The organism is Arthrobacter horti, from assembly GCF_030731045.1.
Taxonomy (GTDB): domain Bacteria; phylum Actinomycetota; class Actinomycetes; order Actinomycetales; family Micrococcaceae; genus Arthrobacter_E; species Arthrobacter_E nanjingensis.
In genome coordinates, this window is the sequence record NZ_JAVALS010000009.1 from 89,139 (window position 1) to 110,697 (window position 21,559).

Consider the following 21,559-nt stretch of genomic DNA (forward strand, 5'->3'; position numbering starts at 1 on the left):
AGCGGGGATGGGGAGCGCACTGGACGCCGGCTCCCTGGAATAACTCCCGCGACGCCGCGGTTGTGCCCACGTGACAGACCAGCACTCCAGCACCCTCCCGGCCACCCTTCCCGGAAGCGGCGACTCAAGCACCTCTCTCAACCACGACGGCGGCGCCACCGCCGTCCGCACGCAGGGCGCCCCGGGCGGCAGGCCGCCGTCGTCCGCCGACGCCGCCGCGACCCGGCGCACGGGCCTGCTGTACGGCGTGGGCGCGTACGGTCTCTGGGGGCTGCTGCCGCTGTACTTCATGCTGCTGTTGCCCGCCGGCGCCGTGGAGATCGTGGCGAACCGCGTGCTCTGGTCCCTGATCTTCTGTGCGATCCTCATGACGGCCACGCGCTCCTGGGGCGAGTTCCTTGCCGCGCTGCGCCGGCCCCGGACGCTGGGCGTGCTGGCGATCGCAGCCGCGTTGATCGGCGTCAACTGGCTCACCTACACCTACGGCGTCACCTCAGGCCAGGCTGTGGAAGCCTCCCTGGGCTACTACATCAACCCGCTGGTCTCCGTGCTGCTGGGCGTCCTGGTGCTGAAGGAACGCCTGCGCCCCGTGCAATGGGTGGCCGTGGGCATCGGCGCGGTGGCGGTGGTGGTCCTGACCGTGGCGTACGGCAAGCTCCCGTGGATCGCCCTGGTGCTCGCCTTCAGTTTCGGCTTCTACGGGCTGATGAAGAAGAAGGTGGGCGCCGGCGTCAATGCGGTGACCAGCCTGAGCGTGGAGACACTGGTACTGGCGCCGTTCGCCGCCGTGACCGTGGTGGCCCTGACGATGAACCAGGCGGCCACCCTGACCGGGTACGGCTCCGCGCACTTCTGGCTGATGGCGGCCTCCGGCATCATCACGGCCGTCCCCTTGGTGTTCTTCGGCGCGTCCGCATCCCGCCTGCCACTCACCACCATCGGCATGCTCCAGTACTTCGCCCCCACCCTGCAGCTTCTGGTGGCCACCCTGGTGCTCGGTGAGCACATGGGCCCGGAACGCTGGGTGGGCTTCGGTCTGGTCTGGGCGGCCCTGCTGGTCCTCACGGCCGACATCGTGTGGACGACCGTGAAGGTCCGTCGAAACTGAACAGAAATGGACAGTTTCAAACTCTTGTGATCAAGAACACTCAGCTCTAGGCTCGGAATACCCTTTCCCGAACACCCTGGAGGCCACCGTTGTCCCCTACGGAGCTGAACCGCAGAACCCTCTTCGCCCTTCTCGGCGCCGGTGCCCTTGTGGCCGCGAGCGCCCAGACCGCCACCGCCGCACCCGGTGACGACCCATTGGCGGCGCTCATCGAGCGCCGCCGCCTCATGCTCGTCGGCGACGGCAGCGCGGCCTCCGTCCCCGCCCTCTCCGCCGCGCTGACGGCCATGAGCGGGACGGCCGCGTCCCTGTGGTCATCCATGATCACGCCCGGCGGCACATCCGGGCTCTGGAGCGACCTCCCGCTCACCGGAATCGGCAGCGGCGCTGACGCCACGGGGAACATGGGCGTCAGTTTCGACAGGGTCTTCTCCCTGGCCCTCGCCTACGGAACCGCAGGCGCTGACCAGCACGCCGACCCCGCCCTCGCGTCCGCCCTGGTCTCCGCGCTGTCCTATCTGAACACCACGGCGTACAAGGCGGGCATGCGGGCCGCCGGCAATTGGTGGTTCTGGGAGATCGGCGTGCCGCGCAAGGCCGCGGACACCCTGGTGCTCCTGCATGACGTGGTCCCCGCCGATCTGCGTACCTCCCTGATGGCCGCCGCCCGTTACTTCACTCCGGATCCGAACTGGCGGGGCCGCGGCACGAGCCTGGCGGAGACGGGCGCCAACCGGAGCGACAAGTCCCTCTCCTGCATCCTCCGCGGCATGCTGGACGGCCGTCCGGACGAGATCGCCCTGGCCCGCGATGCCCTCAGCGACACGGTCCGGGCCGGGAAGAACAGTGTCTTCGGCTACGTGAGCGGTGGCGACGGCTTCTACCGCGACGGCTCCTTCGTCCAGCACAGCTACCTCCCCTACGTGGGCACCTACGGCGTGGTCACCCTGGGCGGGATCGCGGAGATCCTCGGCCTGCTGGGCGGCAGCGACTGGGACGTCACCGATCCGGACAAGTCGGTCATCCTGGATTCCGTGGAGGCCTCCTTCGCCCCGTTCATCTGGAACGGCCGCATGATGGACGCGGTCCGCGGCCGGGCCGTGTCCCGCCAGAAGAATCCCGACCACGTGGACGGCGCGGCGGCGCTGACCGCCATCCTGCTGCTGGCACCGGGCGCCGGAGAGCCGTACCGCAGCCGCTACCTCTCCCTGGTCAAAGGCTGGCTGAACCGGGCGGGCGTCACCCTGTACGGCCTCCCCGGCCAGACCATCGCCAAGTCCCTCCTCATCACGGCCAACCTCGCAGACGGCTCCATCACCCCGGCCCCCGCCCCGGTCTTCACCAAGGCTTTCGGCGATCAGGACCGCCTGGTCCACCACCGCCCGGACTTCAGTTCGGTGGTCAATGTGTCCTCCAAGAGGATCGGCCGCTACGAGTGGGGCAACTTCGAGAACAACCAGGGCTGGTACCAGGGCGACGGGCTGACCTATTACTACGTGGCCTCCGACCCGGGCCAGTACAGCGCGGACTTCTGGCCCACCGTGGACCCGTACCGGTTGCCCGGCACCACTGTCACCGCGGAGCCCCGGTCCAGCGGCGCCGCGAACGGCACGGGCATCCCGCGGGCGTTCCAGGCGTTCGCCGGTGGGCTGGATCTGGACGGGCGCTGGGGCATCCAGGGCATGGACCACCTGAACTTCAACAAGACGCTCAGCGCCCGCAAGTCCTGGTTCTTCCTGGATGACAAGGTGGTGTGCCTGGGTGCCGGGATCACCTCCACCTCCGGTTACGACGTCTTCACCACCGTGGACAACCGCGCCTTCGCCCAGGGCACCGTGCCGAACATCCGCACCGACAACCGCAACCGCGTGATGGCCGCCGGCGACACCGCCGTGCGGGTCAAGCGCAACGCCCACATCATGGGCTATGGGGGCTACGTGTTCCTGCCCGGCGAGAACGTCAGCGGGGACATCGACGTGCAGGTCATCCGCTGCACGGGCGACTGGAAGACCATCAACTCCGGCTCCGACACCGGCGGCACGGCGGACCCGAAGACCCGGGACTACGTGACCGTCACGCACCACCACGGCAAGGACCCGCAGGGCGGAGGCTACGCGTACATCGCCCTGCCCGGGGCGGCCCACCCGGTCACGTTCACCGAGTCCGACGCGCCGACCGTGACCGTCGTGGCCAACAACGCGGGAGTCCAGGCCATCAAGGACGCCACGCAGAACCTGACCCTGGCGAACGTCTTCCAGGCCACCCCGGCTGGGGAACCACCCGCCTCCGGGATCATCGCGAGCGGGCCGTGCTCCGTCGCCGTGCATGAAGAGAGCGGCACGGTGACCGTGGCGCTCTCCGACCCCAGCCGCACCCAGCCGCTCGCCCAGGTGACGCTGACCGGGGTGTCCGCGTCCGCCGTCGTCGACGCCGACCCGGGGGTCACGGTGCTCAGCACCGCGCCGCTGGCGGTCCAGTTCGCCCTGGACGGCCACGGGCACGCGAAGAAGGTGACGCTGTCCCGCTGAGGCCGGGTCTTAAAAGGAACAGGCCGCCCTCCGGACCGATCGCGGGCAGGTGATCGGGACGGAGGGCGGCCGGGTTCTCAGCGGGTCATTGCAGACCCGGGCCGGAGAAGGACTCTCAGGCGTTAGCGCGGATGGCCGCCTCGAGGACGTCCAGCGCGTCGCCCAGCAGCTCCTCGCCGATGGTCAGCGGGGGCAGCAGGCGGATGACGTTGCCGTAGGTGCCGCAGGTCAGGATGATGACACCCTGGGCCAGGCAGTAGTCGGCGATCGCCTTGGTCAGCGCGGCGTTCGGCTCCTTGGAACCGGCCACCACCAGCTCGATGGCCTGCATGGCGCCGCGGCCACGCACGTCACCGATCACGGAGAGCTCTTCGGCCAGCTTGTTCATGCGGCCCTGGATCTGCTCGCCGATGCGGGTGGCGCGGGCGTTCAGGTCGAACTGCTCCATGGTCTCGATAGCGGCGAGTGCGGCGGCGCAGGCCACCGGGTTGCCACCATAGGTGCCGCCCAGGCCGCCACCGTGGACGGCGTTGAGCAGCTCGGCGCGGCCGGTCACGGCGGACAGCGGCATGCCGCCGGCGATGCCCTTCGCCATGGTGATCAGGTCCGGGACGACGCCCTCGTGATCGACGGCGAACCACTTGCCGGTGCGGCAGAAGCCGGCCTGGACCTCATCGGCGATGAAGACGACGCCGTTCTCCTTGGCCCAGGCGGCCAGGGTGGGCAGGAAGCCCTCGGCGGGGACGATGAAGCCGCCCTCACCCTGGATGGGCTCGATGATGATGGCGGCGACCTCGGTGCCGCCGATCTGCTTCTCGATGGCGAGGATGGCGCGCTTGGCGGCCTCGGTGCCCGTGATCTCCGGGTTCTCCTCGCGGAACGGGTAGCTCATCGGCATGCGGTAGATGTCCGAGGCGAACGGGCCGAAGCCGCTCTTGTACGGCATGGCCTTGGCGGTCAGCGCCATGGTCAGGTTGGTGCGGCCGTGGTAGGCGTGGTCGAACGCGACGATGGCGTTGCGGCCGGTGGCCTTGCGGGCGATCTTGATGGCGTTCTCGACGGCCTCGGCGCCGGAGTTGAAGAGCACGGAGCGCTTCTCGTGGTCGCCCGGGGTCAGCTCGTTGAGCTTCTCGGCGACGGCGATGTAGCCCTCATAGGGGGTCACCATGAAGCAGGTGTGCGTGAAGTGCTGCACTGCTTCCTGGACTGCGGCGACGACGGCCGGAGCGGAGGCGCCCACGCTGGTCACGGCGATGCCGGAGCCGAGGTCGATGAAGGAGTTGCCGTCCACGTCCTTGATGATGCCGCCATCGCCATCGGCGATGTAGACGGGGACGGAGGAGGCGACGCCGCCGGCGACGACGGCGTCACGGCGGGCGGAGAGCTCGCGGGACTTGGGGCCGGGGAACTCGCCGACGTTGCGCTTCTGCTCGAGGCGGTAGCTGAGTTCGGTGGTGGTTGCAGTCATGGGGGACTCTTTCCTTCTTAGTCGCCTGCGACGGGTGTGACTTCGAGCATAAGATGACGTTCCGAGTCCGAGTATGGGCGAGTGCACAGCCAACCCCCTGAGGGGCTGTGCCTGCGTCCAATGGGGAAATTATGATGGGTACCATGTCCATCACCCTGGCGGCACTTCTGGCGGTCCCCTCCCTCAAGCTGAAGAAGCTCGGCACGGCCGATTCGACGCTCTCCACCCCCATCCAGTGGGTGGCCGTCACGGAACATGAAAACCCCCAGCGCTTCCTCAACGGCGGCGAGCTGGTGGTCACCACCGGTCTGCGTCTGAAGACCGCCGCGGCGCAGCGGCACTTCGTGCGCATGGTCCGCCGTGCGGGCGCCGTCGGGCTCGGATTCGGCGTGGGACTGTCCTTCGAATCCGTCCCGGACGCGCTCGTGGCGGAGGCCAACCGCTGGGACATCCCCGTGGTGGAGGTCCCGTACGAGACCCCGTTCATCGCCCTGGGCAAGCTCGTGGCGGAGGCGCAGAACGCGGACCACCTGGCCAAGCTGGAACGGATGCTCTCCGGGCACCAGGTCCTGGCACGCTCCCTCCTCTCCGGCGGCGGCCTCCCGGCGCTGCTGCGCCAGCTGGCGGGCCTGCTCCGCACGGACCTGAGGCTGCGCCGGTACGGCCAGGAGATCTTCAGCACCACGGCCGGTGCGCACGGCACCGTGGACGCCGCCACCTGGCTGGACGTGGCCATCTCCACCGGGCAGCGTGACGCCACCACCCTCCAGGTGCGCGAGCCGTTCCGGGACGCGGGCATCCTGGACTACGCCAAGAGCCTCATCAGCCTGGAACTGAACAACCAGAAGCACCAGCGCGACGCCGGACGGAAACTGGCCGGCCAGGTCATGCAGGACGTGATCCGCGGCATCCTGGACGCCAAGGACGCGAACAGCCGCCTGGCCACCATCGGCGTGGCGGCCGCCAAGCGGCACGTGGTCATCCTGGTCCGTCCCGCGCCCGGCAACACCCCGGCCCAGAACAAGGCCATCATGTCCACTCCCCTGCCGGCCGGGCTGGACGGCACCCCCACCGCCGTCGTCGATTCCGAACTGCTGATCATCACGCCGGAGGACAAGACCGCCGTGGAGGCCGCCAACGCCGTCCACTCCCTCCTGGCGGAGGCCGGGCTGAAGGCGACGCTGGGCATCGGCGGGCACTACGCCAAGGCCAACGGCCTGCGCTGGAGCTACTTCGAGGCGCGCGACGCCGTGGCGCGCGGCCTGCCGGTCAACGAACCGGAGCGTCTCAGCCTGACGTCGCTGTTGCTGGCCAGCGAGGACGTGCCGCTGGCGGACATGGCGCAGGAGACCCTCAAGCCGCTCTACGACTTCGACGCCGCCCATGGCGCCGGCCTGGTGAGCACGCTGGAGAGCTACCTGGAGCACGATGGCTCCGTAGCCGCCGTCGCGCAGGCCCTCACGCTGCACCGCAACACGGTGCGCTACCGCCTGGCGCAGATCACGGAGCTGAGCGGCTACGACCCGTCCACCACGGCGGACCGGGTCCAGCTCTGGCTGGCCCTGGCGATCGCGCGGCTGGGAGCGCGGTAGACCACACGTTGAGTGCTCACTTGTGGCGGCTTACGAGCGCCCGAAGCAGCCACAAGTGAGCACTCAACGAAAGGGACGCTGGGCGCTCGGTGAAATATGTCACGAAAATGGCATACCGAATCATGAAAAGGTCTAACCTTTAAACATGCCAGGTACCCTCTCCCCCGATTCGGCCGTGTCCGCACCGGCCCCCACGCCGCCTTCCGCCCCGTCCGGCAGCGTCCGACGACGGGCGGTTCTGGCCCTGGTGGGTGTCATCCTGGTGGGCCTGAACCTCCGGATCGGCATCACGAGCGCCTCGGCCCTCTTCCACGAACTCCAGCACGCCCTGGGATACGGCGCCTTCATCGCCTCCCTCCTGCCGACCATTCCCACGCTCTGCTTCGCCGTGGCCGGCCTTGCCGCCAACGCCCTGATCCGGCGTCTCGGCGTGGAGAACACCCTCGTGCTGGCCCTGGTCCTGCTCTCCGGTGGCCTCGCACTGCGCGGCATCCCGAGCACCGCCGCCTTGCTGGTGGGCACCGTGATCGCCATGAGCGGTCTGGCCATCTGCAACATCTCCATGCCCGTCCTGGTCCGGCAGGACCACGCCCACCGGACGTCCTTCGTGACGGGCATGTACACCGTCATGATGACCGTGGGCTCCACGAGTGCCGCCACGTTCAGCGTCCCCCTGGGGCATGCGCTCGGCTCCCCGTCCGCCGGCCTGGCGGCCTGGTCCGGCGCGGCCATCGTGGGCCTGCTCGGGCTGGTGCCGCTCGCCCTCTCCAGCCGTGGCATCCGTGCCTCCATCCCCGGGGGCGGCGCCCCCGCAGAACGCCATGGCGTCCTGGCCTCGCTGAAGAGCCGCAAGGCCGTCCTCATCACCATCGTCTTCTCCGCCCAGGGCTTCCTGGCCTACGCCGCCATGAGCTGGTTCGCCTACATCCTCAGTGACAGTGGCATGGACGCCGCACAGAGCGGCGTGATCTTCGGGATCAGCCAGTTCGTGTCCCTGTTCGCGGGCATGTTCTTCCTGACGCTCGGATCCCGCAACGGCGCGCGCCCCTGGGCCTTGGCCATCCCCGCCGCCTCCATGGCACTCGGCATGCTCCTGCTCCTCGTGGCGCCCGTCGGCACAGCCCTGATCTCCGCCGTCCTGCTGGGCCTGGGCCTGGGCGTCTTCCCGCCCATCCTGGCGATCATCAGCCAGAGCGGCTCCACCGCGGCGGAGACCACGGCCCTGTCCACGGCGGCCCAGTCGATCGGCTACCTCTTCTCCGCCCTCGGCCCGCTGAGCATCGGCCTCCTCCACGGCCTCACGGGAAGCTGGGTCCTCCCGCTCTCCGTGGCCGTCGTGGTGTCACTGCTGCTGCTGGCGACCGGCTTCCGCCTCGGCACGATCCACCGTGGCCATGGGCCGCGCGTCGTCATCGCGAGCCACGAAGCCAAGCGCGAATCGCCACTTCACGACGGCGGGAAGCAGGACTGAGGTGAGCACTCCTCACGCCGGGGCGTCGCAGTCCGGCTCCCCCAAGCAGCCGGTTCCCCCGAAGCAGCCCCGCGCCGCCGTCGTCGTCCAGCGCCTGCGCGAGCAGGTGACCAGCGGCGTCTGGGCCGTGGGCGAGCGGATTCCCAAGGAAGCCGAGCTCATGGAGCTGCTCGGCGTCTCCCGCGGAACCCTGCGGGAAGGCGTCAAGGCGCTCTCCCACGCCGGCATGCTGGAGGTCCGCCAGGGGGACGGCACCTATGTCCGGGCCCGCAGCGAACTCGAAGGCACCGCGAGCCGTAGCGTCCGCGAACACACCGCCGCGCATGTCTTCGAGGTCCGGCAGGTCCTGGACACGCAGGCGGCACGTCTCGCCTCCGAACGGGCCACTGGGGACGGCGTCCGCGAACTCCAGCGCATCCTGGATGCGGCCCTCGCCGCGTGGGACGCCGGGCGCGTGGAGGAGTGGGCGGAGCTGGACTGGGAGTTCCACCGTGGCGTGGCCCGGCTCAGCGAGAACCCGCTGCTCGAGGAGCTCTACTCCGGGTTCGCCGGAGCGTTCAAGCGCGATCTGATGAACCAGTCGGTGCATCCGGACTTCGATCCGAGCCTGCAGCCCGGTCATCAGGACCTGATCGCGGCCATCGCCTCCGGGGATCCGGAGACCGCCGAACACAGCGTCCGCTGCGGCCTGATCATCGCCGAATCGCGCAGCTGAGCCGGCCCTTAAAGCAGTTGAGTGCTCAGTAGTGGCGGCTTGTGCGGCGCGGAAGCCGCCACTACTGAGCACTCAACGAGAGTCAGTGGGCCTCAGGAGCCGACGACGGCGTCCGCCCCGTTGCGGGAGATGCTCACCATCTCCTCGCGGGAGACCACCTTGATGCGCTCACGCTCGACGGTCACGCCGTGCGAGCCGCCATTGGCCGTGGCCTCGGCGCCGAGGGCGAGTTCGTGCGCGTCCAGGCGGTTCCAGCCCTCCCAGGTGGTGAACTCCACGCCGCGGCTCTCCAGCAGTTCCGTGACGGCTCGCTCGGCTGCGGCGCCGGCCACGGGCAGGCCCGCGCGGTCGGCGAGCAGATGGGTGATGGTCTCCAGGGCGTCACCCTTGGTGTGGCCGATCAGGCCCACCGGGCCGCGCTTGATCCAGCCCGTGGTGTAGACGCCGGGCACCGGGGCGCCGGCGGCGTCCAGGACGCGGCCGCCGTCGTTGCTGATGACGCCCTTCTTGTGATCGAACTCCAGGCCCGGCAAGGAGGAGCCGAAGTACCCGATGGTGCGGTAGACGGCCTGGACCGGGTAGTCGACGAACTCGCCGGTGCCGCGGGCGTTGCCCGTGCCGTCCAGTTCGGTGCGCTCGAAGCGGATTCCGGCCACCTTGCCCGGGGTTTCCGCGGAGTCGGTGATCTCCACCGGGGAGTGCAGGAAGTGCAGGTGCAGGCGGCGGGACGCGGTCAGCTCGGAGAGGTCCTCCGGCTGCTCGGCGAACCAGTTGGTGAGCGTGCCCACCATGGTCTTGATCTGGTTGTTGCTCTGGATTGCCTCATCGGAGGCCTCGTCGAACTCGAAGTCCTCGGCGTAGAGGATGATGTCCACGTCCTTGGAGTGGGACAGTTCGCGCAGTTCCAGCGGGGTGAACTTGATCTGGGCCGGGCCGCGGCGGCCGAAGACGTGCACGTCCGTGACAGGGCTGGACTTCAGGCCCGCGTAGACGTTCTCCGGGATCTCGGTGACCAGCAGGTCGTCCGCGTGCTTGGACAGGACACGGGCCACATCCAGCGCCACATTGCCGTTGCCGATGACAGCGATCTCCCGGGCCTCCAGAGGCCATTCACGGGAGACGTCCGGGTGGCCGTCGTACCAGGAGACGAAGTCCGCGCCGCCGTAGGAACCGTCCAGCTCCACACCGGGGATGTTCAGGTCCGCGTCCTTGATGGCGCCCGTGGCGAACACGACGGCGTCGTAGTGGTTCTGCAGGTCTTCCAAGGACAGATCCGTGCCGTAGTCGACGTTGCCGAAGAAGCGGATGTCGCCGCGGTCCAGGACCTTGTGGAGGGCGTTCACGATGCCCTTGATGCGGGGGTGATCAGGCGCCACGCCGTAACGGATCAGGCCGTACGGCGCGGGGTAACGGTCGAACAGGTCGATGCTGACCGTGAGCTCCCCGCTCTTGACCTCGTCACTCTTGGTGAGGATGTCCGCGGCGTAGACGCCGGCCGGGCCGGAGCCGATGACGGCCACGCGCAAGGGACGCTCCACGGAGCCGACGGCGGCACTGGAGGTGGTGGGGAGTTCTGACACGGCTGTGTTCCTTCGGTGTTGGTGATCCATTGCTCCGTAAGTGTCGTTTTGAGGGCTCAAGACGACACCTACGGAGCAGTCGATGAGAGATTCTGGCTGACTCGGAGATGTTCGGGGGTGTACGGGCTCAGGCGGACCACGTCGCCCACCACGATCACGGCGGGGTTCTCCACCCCCACCTCGGCGGCACGGCCGGCCACGTCCGCCACGGTGGCGACGGTGACCCGCTGATCCGGGGCGTAGCCGCGTTCCACGATCGCCACCGGGGTGTCCGCGGGCAGGCCTGAGGCGGCCAGTGCGGCCATGGAGCGGGACAGGGCCTTGACCCCCATGAGCAGGATGACAGTGTGGTCCGGCCTTGCCGGCAGGCTGCCCAGTTCATCGTGCCCGGTGACCACGGAGAAGCCCGTCGCGAGCCCGCGGTGCGTGACCGGGATGCCCGCGGCGGCCGGGACCGAGATCGCGGAGGTGACGCCGGAAACCACCTGGACGTCGACGTCGTGCTCGCGGCAGAAGGCGAGCTCCTCGCCGCCGCGGCCCAGGACGTAAGGGTCGCCGCCCTTGAGGCGGACCACGCGGTTCCCGGCGAGCGCCTCCCGCACCAGAATACGGTTGATCTCCTCCTGCGGGACGGGGTGGTGCCCGGGGGTTTTGCCGACCTCGATGACGCGGACGTCCTCCGGGAGTTGGTTCAGGACGGAGCGCGGGCCCAGCCGGTCCGCGACGACGACGTCCGCCTCCGCGAGCAGGCGGCGGGCACGGACGGTCATCAGGCCGGGGTCGCCGGGGCCGCCGCCCACCAGGGCGACGGTGCCCTTGGCCGCGCCACGGCGATGCCGGCGCAGCGGCAGGCTGCCTTCATCCAGGGCGGTGGCGACGGCGTCGCGGACGGCCATGGCGCGGCGCGGGTCGGCGCCGGCGTTGACGGCGATCTTGACGTCGTCCACGCTTGCGACGGCGGGCGTCCAGGCGGCGGAGTTCTCGTGATCGGAGGCGTTGACGCACCAGATGCGGCGGGCCTCGGCCTCTGCGGCGACGCGGCCGTCCACGGCGGGGTCGCCCGTGGCGGTCTGCACGAACCATGGGGTGTCGAGGTCGTCACTGCGGTAGGCGCGTGGCTCCCAGCGGAGGAGGCCGGCGTCCGCGAGCTCACGCACGGCGGCGACGGCGTCGGGGGACACCACGGTGACCTGGGCGCCGGCGTCGAGCAGTCCCTTGGCGCGGCGCGCGGCCACCGGGCCGCCGCCGACCACCAGCACGGGGCGGCCGAGGAGGCGCAGTGCCGTGGGATAGATGTCGATCAGTGCCATGAAAAAACTGTAGGTGTGGGGTCTGACGCGCTTCAAAGAAGCGGCAACGCCAGGTCACGCAAGGTCACGGGAGGAAACATTGCTGCGCCACGTAGGCTTCACGGGTGATCACCTTCACCGAGGAGCTCTGGATCGACGCGCCACCCGAGCGGATCTTCGGCCTGTCCCTGGACGTGGACGCGCACACGGGGTCCATGGCGGACTCCGGCGAGCGGGTGGTGGCGGGGGTGAGTTCCGGCCGCCTGGCCCCGGGTGACACGGTCACCTGGCAGGCCCGGCACTTCGGCGTCCGGCTCCGGATGACCTCGCACCTGCCCGAGTACCGCGCGCCGTCCTACTTCGTGGACGAGCAGCTCAGCGGCCCGTTCAAGCGCTGGCGGCACGAGCATCACTTCACCGACGACGACGGCGGCACCCTCATGCGGGACGTCATCACCTTCGCCGCGCCGCTGGGTCCGCTGGGACGGCTCGCGGAGCTGGCCGTCCTGCGCTGGTACATGCCGCGGCTGATCCGGCAGCGCAACGCGTACCTGAAGCGGGTTGCGGAGAGCTGAGACGTGGCGGCGGCGCGCCCCTCACGCGGAGGGACGCGCCGCCATCGCGCTGTTCAGGACCCGAGCCGAGGCTAGTGGACCGTGCCCACGTAGACGTCCTGGTTGGCTGCGGTGACACCGGGACGGCCCCGGAAGTCGGTCCAGGCCGCATGGGAGACTCCGTCCGAACCGGTCACGATCTGCGTGTAGTCACCGATGAACGCGCCGTCACTGAACTGGATGTACGGGTTCGAGCCCTCGCTCGTCAGCCGTTGCTCCGACTGGAAGCCGTCCGTGGAGGTCTTCGCCGCGTAATCGAGGCACACCGAACCGTCGACCGGTGCGACGCCGCTGGGATCCGCATTGCTGGTCACCACATTGCAGACGGCGGGGTTGTGCGTGGCCGCATAGCCGCGCGTGTAGTAGCTCACCACCGTCTTCCCGTCACGGATCGCGACCCCGGGGAACACCTTGTCCCCCGGACCAGAGGTGACCGTGACCGGTGCCGACAGGCTCCCCCACGCACCCGTGACCAGCTTGACCTGCGACGATGTGACGCCGCTGAACGCGGTACCGCCGCTGCCGCAGGAGCCCGCCCCCTGGTCATCGTTCCAGGCGATCGCGAGGTTCCCGGTCAGGGGATCAACACTGAAGGCGGGGAAGCTGTTCATCCGGAACTGTTCGCCGCTCAGGGTCTGGCTGCCTCCGAACATCGGGTAGCAGTCGAGATCGTCATAGACACGTCCCACCTCCACGTTCTGGAACGTCCGCCCGTTGTCGGTGGAGCGCGCGATCACCTGGGCGTCCGTCTGGTATCCGGTGCTCGGCTGCGACCCTTCATAGGCCACGTACAATGTGCCGTCCGGCCCGTACATCGGCCTTGAGCCCTGGTTGTACGGATGTGCCGGGTCGGAGACCGCGGAACCCTGGCGGTTCCAGCTGTGCCCGCCGTCGGAGGAGTAGGCTGCGACGATCGGCGACGAGAGGTAGCTCAGGCCCTGCTTACCCTGCAGGAACTTGGTCCACGTCACCACCACCTGGCCGTTCGGCCCCGCGGCGATCCACTCCTTGTCATTGAAGAAGTTGGCGGCCGAGACGTAGCTGACCATGGAGGGGCGGCCCCAGGAGAGTCCGCCGTCATGGGAGACCGAGACCGCGACGCCGCTCGCGGCGGAGGAGCGGTTGAAGACGATGTTCGCGTAATAGAGGGTCCCGTCCGGCGCGAAGGAGAGCGCCGGGTCCCCGGCGGAGTCCACGGACGCGAACGCACCGGACCCGCCGGTCTCAGCCGTCAGGCCGGGAACCTGGGTGTTCCGCCAGGTGACGCCGCCGTCCCAGCTGACATAGACCCAGCCGGTGCCGTCGTTCCTTGCGATGCTGTCACAGCACACGCGATAGTCGTTGGCTCCGACCACCAGGTGCAGGGGGTCGGTGGGGTCGACGGCGATCGTGGTCTCGTTCTGCGGCGCGCGGCAGCCGCTGTTGGACCATTTGCCGGGAGGCGCCACGGGATCCCCGACGATCGCATCGACGTCGCTCGTCGCGGCGTAAGCGGCCGTCGAGCTGAAGGGCGCCGTGTGGCACAGGGGTGCGGCGGCCGACGGCGGTTCCGCATCGCCGTTGTCCGGGTTCGCCCAGGGCGCGGTGATGGACGGCTTGAAATGATCGCCGTGGGACGGAGCCGCTGACGCCGGCGTCATGACCGCGGTGGAGAGGGCGACGGCGCACACTGCGCCGAAAATCGCCCGGAGGGAAGAGCCTGAATTCCTTAACCGATTAAATCCACTTCCGAGTTTCATGCCACTGCCTTTCCTTGATAGGCACGACTCGCTGAGCAGACCAGCGTTGACACGACCCGACAGAACGCACGGCATTCTCCCCAGCAGATCATATTTTAGCGAGGCGGCGGCCCGGCCGATATGGCGGAGAGGGATGAGGTTTTCAGCTGCGGCACGGGAAAGTCCCCGGCCTTGTGGTCTTTCCCCGGCGCCGGAGCGCGGGGGAAAGACCACAAGGCCGGGGACTTCCGCAGGGGGACCGCTCAGTCGTAGGAGCAGATGTATGCCACCGGCTCACCGTTCATGACGGTGAAGGACACACCGGCTTCGACCTCGAAGGCCGAACCGGCCTCATAGCGGACCCACTCGCCGGACTCGGCCGGAAGCTTGACGTCCCAGCTGCCACGGACCAGTTGCATCCGCTCCGCGGAGGACGTGCCGAAGGTCCACTCACCCGGGGCGATGACGCCCACCGTGAACTTGCCCTGCTCGTCTCCGGCCCCGAGGCTCCGGACATTGCCGTCGAAGTACTCGTTCTGGCTGATCATGGCGGGCTCCTTGCCGTGAAGGCCCGGCACGGCCGGGCGGGTCTCCCCCCACGTTAGAGCCGGGAGCCGCCCGCTCCAACCGCCGGATGGATTGTTGCGGCATCCGCTGCGGCGGGTCCGTTCGCCGTCGTCGGCTCCGGCACGCGCGCCGCCCGGTGGGCCGTCGCCGAACGGTGCGCTGCGATGATCCCGGTGATGACCACCAGGCAGCCGACCGGCTGATTCCAGCTCAGTCTCTCGTCCAGCAGCACCACGCCGAGCAGGACGGCGACCAGCGGGGTCAGGTAGGTGACGGTGGAGGCCCGCACGGCACCCCATCGGGTCACGATGGCGGTGTTCAGAATGTACGCCACGCCCGTCCCGAGCGATCCGAGAAGAACCAGGGAGATCACCGCCGCGGGGCTGAGTTCCAAGGGCGCGCCGGCCGGGGCCGCGAGCGCGGCGAACGGGAAGGCGAGGAGTGCGACGGCGGCGGCGAGCGTGAGCTGGACGGTCGCCACGGTGATCGAGTCGTAGTGGTGCCGGCCGACGATGAACCGGCGCATGTAGGCGAATCCGAGCCCGTAGCACGCGGCGGCGCCCAGGCATGCGAGCTGTGCCGGCAGGGTGTCGAGCAGGGCCTGGCTCGCGGCCATGCTCGACGGGGCGATCACCAGCACCACACCCGCACCGCCCACCACGATGCCCAGGGACTGCCCGCGCCGCAGGCGTTCGGACGGCAGGACGGCGGCGGTCGCCAGTGCGGTCATGAGCGGAGTGGCGGCGTTGAGAATCGCGGAGAGCCCGGATGGCAACGACTCACCAGCCCAGGCGAAAAGGCTGAACGGGGCCACACAGAGGAGCAGGCCCACCACGGTCATATGGCCCCAGAACCGCGGCTCGCGCGGCCACTTCCGGCCGCTGACGAGCATGACGAGGAGCAAGGTGACGGCTCCGAGGACCACCCGTCCCAGGACCACCTGCGCGGGGGTGAAGGCTGTCAGCGATTCCTTGATGAAGAGGAAACTGGAGCCCCAGACGAGCGCCAGGATGACGAAGGCGGCGACAAGACCGAGCCGGCGAGTGTTCATGGGACTACTGTCGGACTGGAACCGGCATGAATCAAATACATTCAACTCATCCAGGCATACCATGAATGCATGGCACCCACGGTTCCGCAGCTGCGGACTCTCCTGGCCGTGGTGGACACGGGATCGTTCACCGCCGCCGCCCAGCAGCTCAGCGTCAGCCAGTCCGCCGTGTCCCGGACACTCCGGGCTCTGGAAGAGGACATCGGAGGCCTCCTTCTGGACCGGGAGCGGGCCAACGCGCCCACCGCCCTGGCGGTGGAGGTCCTCCCCCATGCACGCGCCGCCGTCGCGGCACTGGAGGCGCTGTCCGGAAGCCTCCGTGCCCGGTCCGGCGTCCCCGAGGGCCGGATCCGCCTGGGTTCCGTGCCCACGGTGATGCAGGGCCTGCTCCCGGGATTGCTCAGCGTCTGGCAGACCCGCCTGCCCAAGGTGGAAGTCAGCCTGTTCGAGGGCGACGACGAGGAGATCCCGGAGTGGCTGGAGACCGGCGTCGTGGACGCGGCCATCGTGGTGGACCCGCACACGGACCCGCCGGGGTCACTTCTGGTGGGCGAGGACGAACACCGCGCCATCGTCCGGCGCGATCACCCGTACGCCGGGGAGAAGTCCATCCCGCTGGAAGAACTGCTGGAGGACGGTCTGATCACCAGCACCGGCGGCTGCGAGACGCAGGTGCGGCGCATCCACCGGATCGCGGGTGTCCCCTTCAAATCGCGCCAGCAGGTGCGGGAGCTCGCCACCCTCATCACCATGGTCCATGAAGGCATGGGCGTGGCGATCATGCCGAGCCTCGGCGAAGGTCTGCTGCCGCCGAGCCTCCGCATGGTGCGCCTCGAACCGACCGTCGGCCGGCGCCTGGTCCTCACAGGCCCCCGCACCCGGGCATGGAGCCCCCTCACGGAGGCGCTGCTCAGGGCGCTGCGGACGGACTGATCCACCGCCTGAGGACGACGACGGCGGGAGGCTCCCGCCGTCGTCGTCCTCCCGGAGGCGGTCCCGGGCGCAGTGCCGGGCGCAGCTCAGCCGGCCGGCGGAGGGCCGAACTGGATGCCGCAAGACGCCGCGGTCCCCATGATCTGCATGCCGTAGGCGTCGAAGACGTGGTCGATCCCCTTGCCGTTGGCGAGCAGGTATTCGTTCGGGTTGTTGGTGCCGATGGTGCCGCCCTGTCCCACCGCTCCCTTGGAGTGGATGGTGAACGACGCCGGTGCGCCCGACGCGGCGTACGCTGCGGCCCAGCAGTCGGCCTGAGCCTGGTCATAGCCCTGGCCGACGCCGCCCTGGATCGCATCGGCGACCACCAACGTGAACCAGGCCTGAGAGTTGGCGCCGGCGCTGGCATTGCCCTGCGCCGAACGGCTGGCGTTGAAGCAGTCGTGCGCGTAGGCGCCGGTGCCACCCACGAAGGCCAGTGCCCCTGCCATGAGCAGGCCCGCCCCGGCACGGATGCGATGACGTGTGCTGAACATCGATTACCCCCTTGTAGATCATCTCGATACCGGCGTCCCGGGAGCCCCCAGCCCCCGCGAGGCGCCGACACACCCCATCTTGGTGTGGCTGCGGGACGCCGGGGTAGGGATTTTACGGTTCGCTGCCCGCCCACCAGGCAGCCAGCGCCGCCCGGTTCCGGGAACCCGTTTTCGCCAGGGCCGTGCTCAGGTGTTTCTCGACCGTTTTCACGGAGACGCCCACGGATTCGGCGATCGCGGAGTTCCTCCAGCCCAGGGCGACGTACCCGGCCACCTGCCGCTCCCGTTCCGTCAAGGACACCACCGCACCGCCCGTCTGCGCACCGACCGCCTCCGCATGCAGCCTCAGGGCCGCGCACAGCGTCGTCGTCCCTGAGGCGGACCGGACCCGGTCCAGCTGCGACTCGACGGTGCGGGGGGAGACGTGCAGCAGGGCGGCGATCTCGCGCACCGTCAGACCGGCCGAAACGAAGTGCAGCAGCCTGGCTTCGTGCGGGGTCAGTGGGGACACCGCACCGAATCCCGGCCGGAGGCCGCGGCCCCGCGCCTCATCGCTGAGCCTGCGGAACAAGGGGGTGACGGACACTTCGGCCTGCTGCTCCGCCGTCCCGCCCGCAATCCGCGGCATGCTCGATGTCACGCTGATGGCCCAGCTCCGCATCAGGTCGGACCCCTCGGCGGCGAACCCCGGCGGAGCGGCCTCCCGGGCCCTCAGCGACCGGTCCAGATTGATCGCCAAAGCGGCCTCATCACCCTCGAGGCTCGCGGCGAGTGCGGCGAAGGACGCCAGGCAGGCCACAAACCCCTCGGCACCCCTCACACCGTCGACGACGGCGAGGAGCGCCTCCGATTCATGCAGCAGGATGCGCGGGTCATCACCGGCCAGGAGACGACGGCGGAGGAGCGACCCCGCGTGAAGCAGGCGGGCCGGGTCGGCGGGGTCTTCGCCGCCCTCCGGCGGTGGACGCCTCCCGTCCGCGCCGGGGGTCCTGGCGCGCACCACCGGGGTGCCCGTCCGCAAAGTGGCCACCTCGTCGTGGAGCAGTTCACCCCAGACCGGGGGTCCCACCGGGCGTTCCGGGGGTCCCGACGGGCGTTCCTGCGGGTCCGACACCGCCAGATCGGCGCGTGCTTCCGCCAGGACGTCGCCCAGGACGTCCAGGGACGCACGTCGTTCGGCGCGCCGGAGTTCCCTAATCCAGCGCCCATACAGCTCAGCCATGGGCCCACGCTCCCCCCTAGGTACGTGCTGATTCCATGGTCAGTCCAGGTGGGACTGGCTTACCAGTGCCGTGGGGAAAATCGAGTACCGGAGCGGCGTGATCCAGGTAGTGCGCTGCCGTTTCAGCCGAAGACGTGCCTGACGACGTTGCCGAGCAGCGCGGCGTTGTAGTTCACGCCGAGCTGGTTGGGGACGGTGACCAGGACGGTGTCCGCCTCCTGCACGGCCTCGTCGCGGGCGAGTTCCCCGGCCAGCTTGTCCGGTTCGCCGATGTAGGAGCGGCCGAAGCGGGAGAGCGTGCCTTCCAGCAGCCCCACCTGGTCCTTGCCCTCCACCTGGCCGCGGAGGCCGAAGTAGTGGTGATCCTCCTCGGAGACGAGCGGGATGATGCTGCGGCTGACGGAGACGCGCGGGGTCCAGTCGTGCCCGGCGTCCTTCCAGGCCTGGCGGTAGACACGGATCTGCTCGGCCTGCAGCTGGTCGAACGGCACGCCGGTGTCCTCGGTGAGGAGGGTGGAGCTCATCAGGTTCATGCCCTGTTCGGCGGCCCAGATGGCTGTGGCGCGGGTTCCGGCGCCCCACCAGATGCGACGGTCCAGTCCCGGGGCCTGCGGCTCGATGGGCAGCAGGAGACCCGGCCGCCCGCCGCCGAGGTCCGCGGGGGCGATGCCCGCACCGGAGATCGCCTCGCGGAAGAGCTCAGTGTGGCGGCGCGCCATGTCCGCGGAGGTCTCGCCTTCACCGGGGACGTAGCCGAAATGCGAGGCGCCGTTGAGCGCGGGTTCGGGTGAACCACGGCTCACGCCGAGCTGCAGCCGGCCCTGGCTGATGAGGTCCGTGGCCGCAGCCTCCTCGGCCAGGTAGAGCGGGTTCTCGTAGCGCATGTCGATCACGCCGGTGCCCATTTCCAGGGTGCTGGTCCGCGCGGCGATGGCGGCCAGGAGCGGGAACGGGGCCGCTCCCTGCCGGGCGAAGTGGTGGACCCGGAAGAAGGCGCCCGCCACGCCCTGCTCCTCCGCTGCCACGGACAGTTCGATGGCCTGCCGGAGCGACTCCCCGGCGTCCTGGGTGCGGGATCCGGCCGAGCGCCCGTAGTGCCCGAAGGACAAGAATCCGATCTTCTTGCTGTTCACAAGGGGTGAAACCATGCGTTTACATGGAACATTCCCCCGCCGGCCCACGTTGAGTGCTCAGTCGTGGTGAGTTGCAGGCCTCGGAAACCACCACTACTGAGCAGTCAACGTGCCATTTCAGTCCTCCGGACGGTGAGTCGGCGCCGTGTACTCGATCACCGGGACCTGCGCCCCGCCCGTGTCGTAGGCGCGCGCGAAGGCCAGCCGCGCGGCGTCGACGTTCAGCTGGACGCGCAGGCGGCGCGCCCTGTGAGGCACGACGGCGTGCAGCCGCTGGGATCCGACGGTCAGTCCGGCGGCAAGGACTTCGCCGTCCTTACCGAGGATGCTGTGGCGCGCCACGCGCTGCCCCTCTGTGAGGTCCTCGCCGAGCTCCACATGGTCCAGGAGCACCTCGCGCCCGAAGTCCAGCTCCCACTCCCCGTCGCCGAGGTCCGTCAGACGCGCCTCCATCGGCTTCCCGAAGCGCCGGTCCAGCTCGGCACGGAACTCCGCCAGCCGGGCCAGGTCCGCGTCCGGGATGAGGCCGCGGGAATCCGGCGGGAGGTTGAGGAGGAGGTTCGCGCCCATGCCGATGGACCGGTAGTGGATGGCCAGGAGGTGTTCCAGGGACTTAGGTTCCTCCGCGGGCTGCCAGAACCAGCCGGGGCGGAGTGAGACGTCGCACTCGGGCGGCAAGTAGGCCTCTTCGTCCAGCGTTTCCGAGTCGCTGACGTAGTTGGAGACCGCCGTGGAGGACACCACATACTCCACGGGGTCCTCGGCCAGCCCGTCCTCATTGCCCACCCAGCGGATGGTGGCCGGGCCCATGTTGAAGACCATGGCCTGCGGCTGCAGCTCCGCGATCACGGCCCCGATCCGGGCCCAGTCGTAGACCCGGCCCTCCGAGCCCGCGCCGTCGAACCACAGCTCGTGCAGCGTCCCGTAGCGGGTGCAGAGCTCGCTCAGCTGGGCGAGGTAGAAGGCATCGTAGGCGGCCGCGTCCTCGTAGCAGGCGGCGTTGCGATCCCACGGCGAGAGGTACAGCCCGAACTTCAGCCCCGCCTCCCGGCACGCCTGCGCCACCTCCGCCACGACGTCGCCGCGCCCGTCCTGCCAGGGCGAGGACGCCACCGAATAGTCCGTGGTGGCGGTGGGCCAGAGGCAGAAACCGTCGTGGTGCTTGGCGGTCAGGACCACGTACTTCGCCCCGGCCAGCTGCGCCGCGCGGACCCACTGACGGGCGTCCAGCTCCGCAGGGTCGAAGCTCGAGGCGGGCAGCGTCCCGTCGCTCCATTCCTTGCCGTGGAAGGTGTTGATCCCGAAGTGGAAGAACACGCCCATCCGGTCCTGTTGCCAGGCCAGCTGCCCGGGCGTGGGGCGCAGTGGATCCGTCGTCATGCGGTCCACCCTAAAGACCCCCGGCCGCCCGACGGAACCACCCGAACACGCTCGAGCAACGCCGAGAGCGCAGCTCACGCCCCTAAAACCGGGGCGGTTTCAAGGGGTTAGCGCAACACTGTCGATCAGTTGGGTCAGTCTTTCACGTGGGGTGTCCCAGTGGAGGGTTTTGCGGGGCCGGATGTTCAACAGCCGTTCGGTCTCGGCGAGTTGTTCATCGGTGACGTCGTTGAAGTTCGTGCCTTTGGGGTGGATGTCCCGGACGAGGCCGTTAGTGTTCTCGTTCGTCCCGCGTTGCCAGGGCGAGTGGGGGTCACAGAAGAACATCGCGCAACCGGTGGCCACGGTGAAGGACGCGTGCCGGGCCATCTCGTTTCCCTGGTCCCAGGTGATGCTCTTGAGCATCGCCTGGGGCAGGCCCGTGATCATGGTCTGCATGACGTCGATGACCGTGGCCGAGTCCCTGGCCCCGGGCAGGCGGCCCAGGAGGGTGAAGCGGCTGGTGCGTTCGACAAGGGTCACGATCCCGGAGGAGCCTGTCAAGTTGTTTGTGTAAGCGGGGCGTTGCCGGGTTTCTAGAGGTAGGGCTGGATTCGGTCGGGGTAGGCCAGGGCGAGTTGGGCGAGGGCTTGTTTCCAGTTCGTGGTGATCTGT

General features: G+C 69.2%; 17 protein-coding genes and 1 pseudogene. 7 read left to right on the top strand and 11 right to left on the bottom strand.

The features are described from left to right. Window positions 1-70 precede the first annotated feature (70 nt). On the top strand, window positions 71-1,108 hold the full coding sequence (gene rarD / locus Q9R02_RS12585) for an EamA family transporter RarD (protein ID WP_425279275.1): 1,038 nt from the start codon (window positions 71-73) through the stop codon (window positions 1,106-1,108). Between the two features lie 89 nt (window positions 1,109-1,197). Then, window positions 1,198-3,636: a polysaccharide lyase 8 family protein gene (locus Q9R02_RS12590; RefSeq protein ID WP_305997047.1), complete on the top strand. Its 2,439-nt coding sequence runs from the start codon at window positions 1,198-1,200 to the stop codon at window positions 3,634-3,636. 115 nt (window positions 3,637-3,751) lie between these two features. On the opposite strand, the gene gabT is transcribed toward Q9R02_RS12590, so the two are convergent. Continuing rightward, window positions 3,752-5,104, bottom strand: a complete 1,353-nt coding sequence (gene gabT / locus Q9R02_RS12595) for a 4-aminobutyrate--2-oxoglutarate transaminase (protein WP_305997048.1) — start codon at window positions 5,102-5,104, stop codon at window positions 3,752-3,754. Between the two features lie 143 nt (window positions 5,105-5,247). On the opposite strand from gabT, the gene Q9R02_RS12600 reads away from it, so the two are divergent. The 3 genes from Q9R02_RS12600 (at window position 5,248) to Q9R02_RS12610 (ending at window position 8,882) form a co-directional block, all read left to right on the top strand. Continuing rightward, entirely contained in the window at window positions 5,248-6,696 is a 1,449-nt protein-coding gene (locus Q9R02_RS12600; protein WP_305997049.1) for a PucR family transcriptional regulator, read from the top strand. A 145-nt stretch (window positions 6,697-6,841) separates the two neighbouring features. Beyond that, window positions 6,842-8,167 (top strand): MFS transporter, encoded by a 1,326-nt coding sequence (locus Q9R02_RS12605; protein ID WP_305997050.1) that lies wholly within the window; start codon window positions 6,842-6,844, stop codon window positions 8,165-8,167. Window position 8,168: 1 nt separating this feature from the next. Then, window positions 8,169-8,882: a FadR/GntR family transcriptional regulator gene (locus tag Q9R02_RS12610; protein WP_305997051.1), complete on the top strand. Its 714-nt coding sequence runs from the start codon at window positions 8,169-8,171 to the stop codon at window positions 8,880-8,882. Window positions 8,883-8,974: 92 nt separating this feature from the next. On the opposite strand, the gene Q9R02_RS12615 is transcribed toward Q9R02_RS12610, so the two are convergent. Then, window positions 8,975-10,492 carry an FAD-dependent oxidoreductase gene (locus Q9R02_RS12615; protein WP_305997052.1) on the bottom strand — a complete coding sequence of 506 codons (1,518 nt, stop codon included), beginning with the start codon at window positions 10,490-10,492 and terminating at the stop codon, window positions 8,975-8,977. Window positions 10,493-10,530: 38 nt separating this feature from the next. Beyond that, window positions 10,531-11,772 carry a uroporphyrinogen-III C-methyltransferase gene (gene cobA, locus Q9R02_RS12620; RefSeq protein ID WP_305997053.1) on the bottom strand — a complete coding sequence of 414 codons (1,242 nt, stop codon included), beginning with the start codon at window positions 11,770-11,772 and terminating at the stop codon, window positions 10,531-10,533. Between the two features lie 104 nt (window positions 11,773-11,876). Here cobA and Q9R02_RS12625 point away from each other — a divergent pair, with 104 nt between their 5' ends. Then, a complete protein-coding gene (locus tag Q9R02_RS12625; protein WP_305997054.1) occupies window positions 11,877-12,326 on the top strand; it encodes an SRPBCC family protein in 450 nt (149 codons plus the stop codon). A 71-nt stretch (window positions 12,327-12,397) separates the two neighbouring features. Here the strand turns inward: Q9R02_RS12625 and Q9R02_RS12630 are convergent, their stop codons facing one another. From Q9R02_RS12630 to Q9R02_RS12640, 3 genes are all read right to left on the bottom strand, one after another. Then, window positions 12,398-14,035, bottom strand: coding sequence for a sialidase family protein (locus Q9R02_RS12630; protein ID WP_305997055.1), 1,638 nt, complete (start codon window positions 14,033-14,035; stop codon window positions 12,398-12,400). Between the two features lie 311 nt (window positions 14,036-14,346). Continuing rightward, window positions 14,347-14,631: a pyrimidine/purine nucleoside phosphorylase gene (gene ppnP, locus Q9R02_RS12635; RefSeq protein ID WP_305997056.1), complete on the bottom strand. Its 285-nt coding sequence runs from the start codon at window positions 14,629-14,631 to the stop codon at window positions 14,347-14,349. A 53-nt stretch (window positions 14,632-14,684) separates the two neighbouring features. Next, the gene (locus Q9R02_RS12640; protein ID WP_305997057.1) at window positions 14,685-15,701 is read right to left on the bottom strand and encodes a DMT family transporter; all 1,017 of its coding nucleotides are present in this window, start codon (window positions 15,699-15,701) and stop codon (window positions 14,685-14,687) included. A gap of 69 nt (window positions 15,702-15,770) precedes the next feature. Here Q9R02_RS12640 and Q9R02_RS12645 point away from each other — a divergent pair, with 69 nt between their 5' ends. Next, a complete protein-coding gene (locus Q9R02_RS12645; protein ID WP_305997058.1) occupies window positions 15,771-16,634 on the top strand; it encodes a LysR family transcriptional regulator in 864 nt (287 codons plus the stop codon). Between the two features lie 86 nt (window positions 16,635-16,720). Here the strand turns inward: Q9R02_RS12645 and Q9R02_RS12650 are convergent, their stop codons facing one another. The 5 genes and pseudogenes from Q9R02_RS12650 to Q9R02_RS12670 form a co-directional block, all read right to left on the bottom strand. Continuing rightward, on the bottom strand, window positions 16,721-17,170 hold the full coding sequence (locus Q9R02_RS12650) for a hypothetical protein (protein ID WP_305997059.1): 450 nt from the start codon (window positions 17,168-17,170) through the stop codon (window positions 16,721-16,723). A gap of 112 nt (window positions 17,171-17,282) precedes the next feature. Further along, the gene (locus Q9R02_RS12655; protein ID WP_305997060.1) at window positions 17,283-18,392 is read right to left on the bottom strand and encodes a helix-turn-helix transcriptional regulator; all 1,110 of its coding nucleotides are present in this window, start codon (window positions 18,390-18,392) and stop codon (window positions 17,283-17,285) included. Between the two features lie 122 nt (window positions 18,393-18,514). Further along, window positions 18,515-19,540 (bottom strand): LLM class flavin-dependent oxidoreductase, encoded by a 1,026-nt coding sequence (locus tag Q9R02_RS12660; protein WP_305997061.1) that lies wholly within the window; start codon window positions 19,538-19,540, stop codon window positions 18,515-18,517. 102 nt (window positions 19,541-19,642) lie between these two features. Beyond that, the gene (locus Q9R02_RS12665; RefSeq protein ID WP_305997062.1) at window positions 19,643-20,905 is read right to left on the bottom strand and encodes an alpha-L-fucosidase; all 1,263 of its coding nucleotides are present in this window, start codon (window positions 20,903-20,905) and stop codon (window positions 19,643-19,645) included. 99 nt (window positions 20,906-21,004) lie between these two features. Continuing rightward, window positions 21,005-21,439 (bottom strand): annotated as a pseudogene (locus Q9R02_RS12670) (IS30 family transposase); the annotation flags it as partial. Window positions 21,440-21,559 lie beyond the last annotated feature (120 nt).

What these genes read in the sequence shown, in the direction of transcription:
- ppnP (WP_305997056.1), bottom strand. Translation starts at nt 14,631, where the DNA reads ATGATCAGCCAGAACGAGTACTTCGACGGCAATGTCCGGAGCCTCGGG.
- Q9R02_RS12665 (WP_305997062.1), bottom strand. Translation starts at nt 20,905, where the DNA reads ATGACGACGGATCCACTGCGCCCCACGCCCGGGCAGCTGGCCTGGCAA.
- Q9R02_RS12640 (WP_305997057.1), bottom strand. Translation starts at nt 15,701, where the DNA reads ATGAACACTCGCCGGCTCGGTCTTGTCGCCGCCTTCGTCATCCTGGCG.
- Q9R02_RS12650 (WP_305997059.1), bottom strand. Translation starts at nt 17,170, where the DNA reads ATGTTCAGCACACGTCATCGCATCCGTGCCGGGGCGGGCCTGCTCATG.
- Q9R02_RS12645 (WP_305997058.1), top strand. Translation starts at nt 15,771, where the DNA reads ATGGCACCCACGGTTCCGCAGCTGCGGACTCTCCTGGCCGTGGTGGAC.
- gabT (WP_305997048.1), bottom strand. Translation starts at nt 5,104, where the DNA reads ATGACTGCAACCACCACCGAACTCAGCTACCGCCTCGAGCAGAAGCGC.
- Q9R02_RS12660 (WP_305997061.1), bottom strand. Translation starts at nt 19,540, where the DNA reads ATGGTTTCACCCCTTGTGAACAGCAAGAAGATCGGATTCTTGTCCTTC.
- Q9R02_RS12615 (WP_305997052.1), bottom strand. Translation starts at nt 10,492, where the DNA reads ATGGATCACCAACACCGAAGGAACACAGCCGTGTCAGAACTCCCCACC.
- Q9R02_RS12605 (WP_305997050.1), top strand. Translation starts at nt 6,842, where the DNA reads ATGCCAGGTACCCTCTCCCCCGATTCGGCCGTGTCCGCACCGGCCCCC.
- Q9R02_RS12600 (WP_305997049.1), top strand. Translation starts at nt 5,248, where the DNA reads ATGTCCATCACCCTGGCGGCACTTCTGGCGGTCCCCTCCCTCAAGCTG.
- cobA (WP_305997053.1), bottom strand. Translation starts at nt 11,772, where the DNA reads ATGGCACTGATCGACATCTATCCCACGGCACTGCGCCTCCTCGGCCGC.
- Q9R02_RS12655 (WP_305997060.1), bottom strand. Translation starts at nt 18,392, where the DNA reads ATGGCTGAGCTGTATGGGCGCTGGATTAGGGAACTCCGGCGCGCCGAA.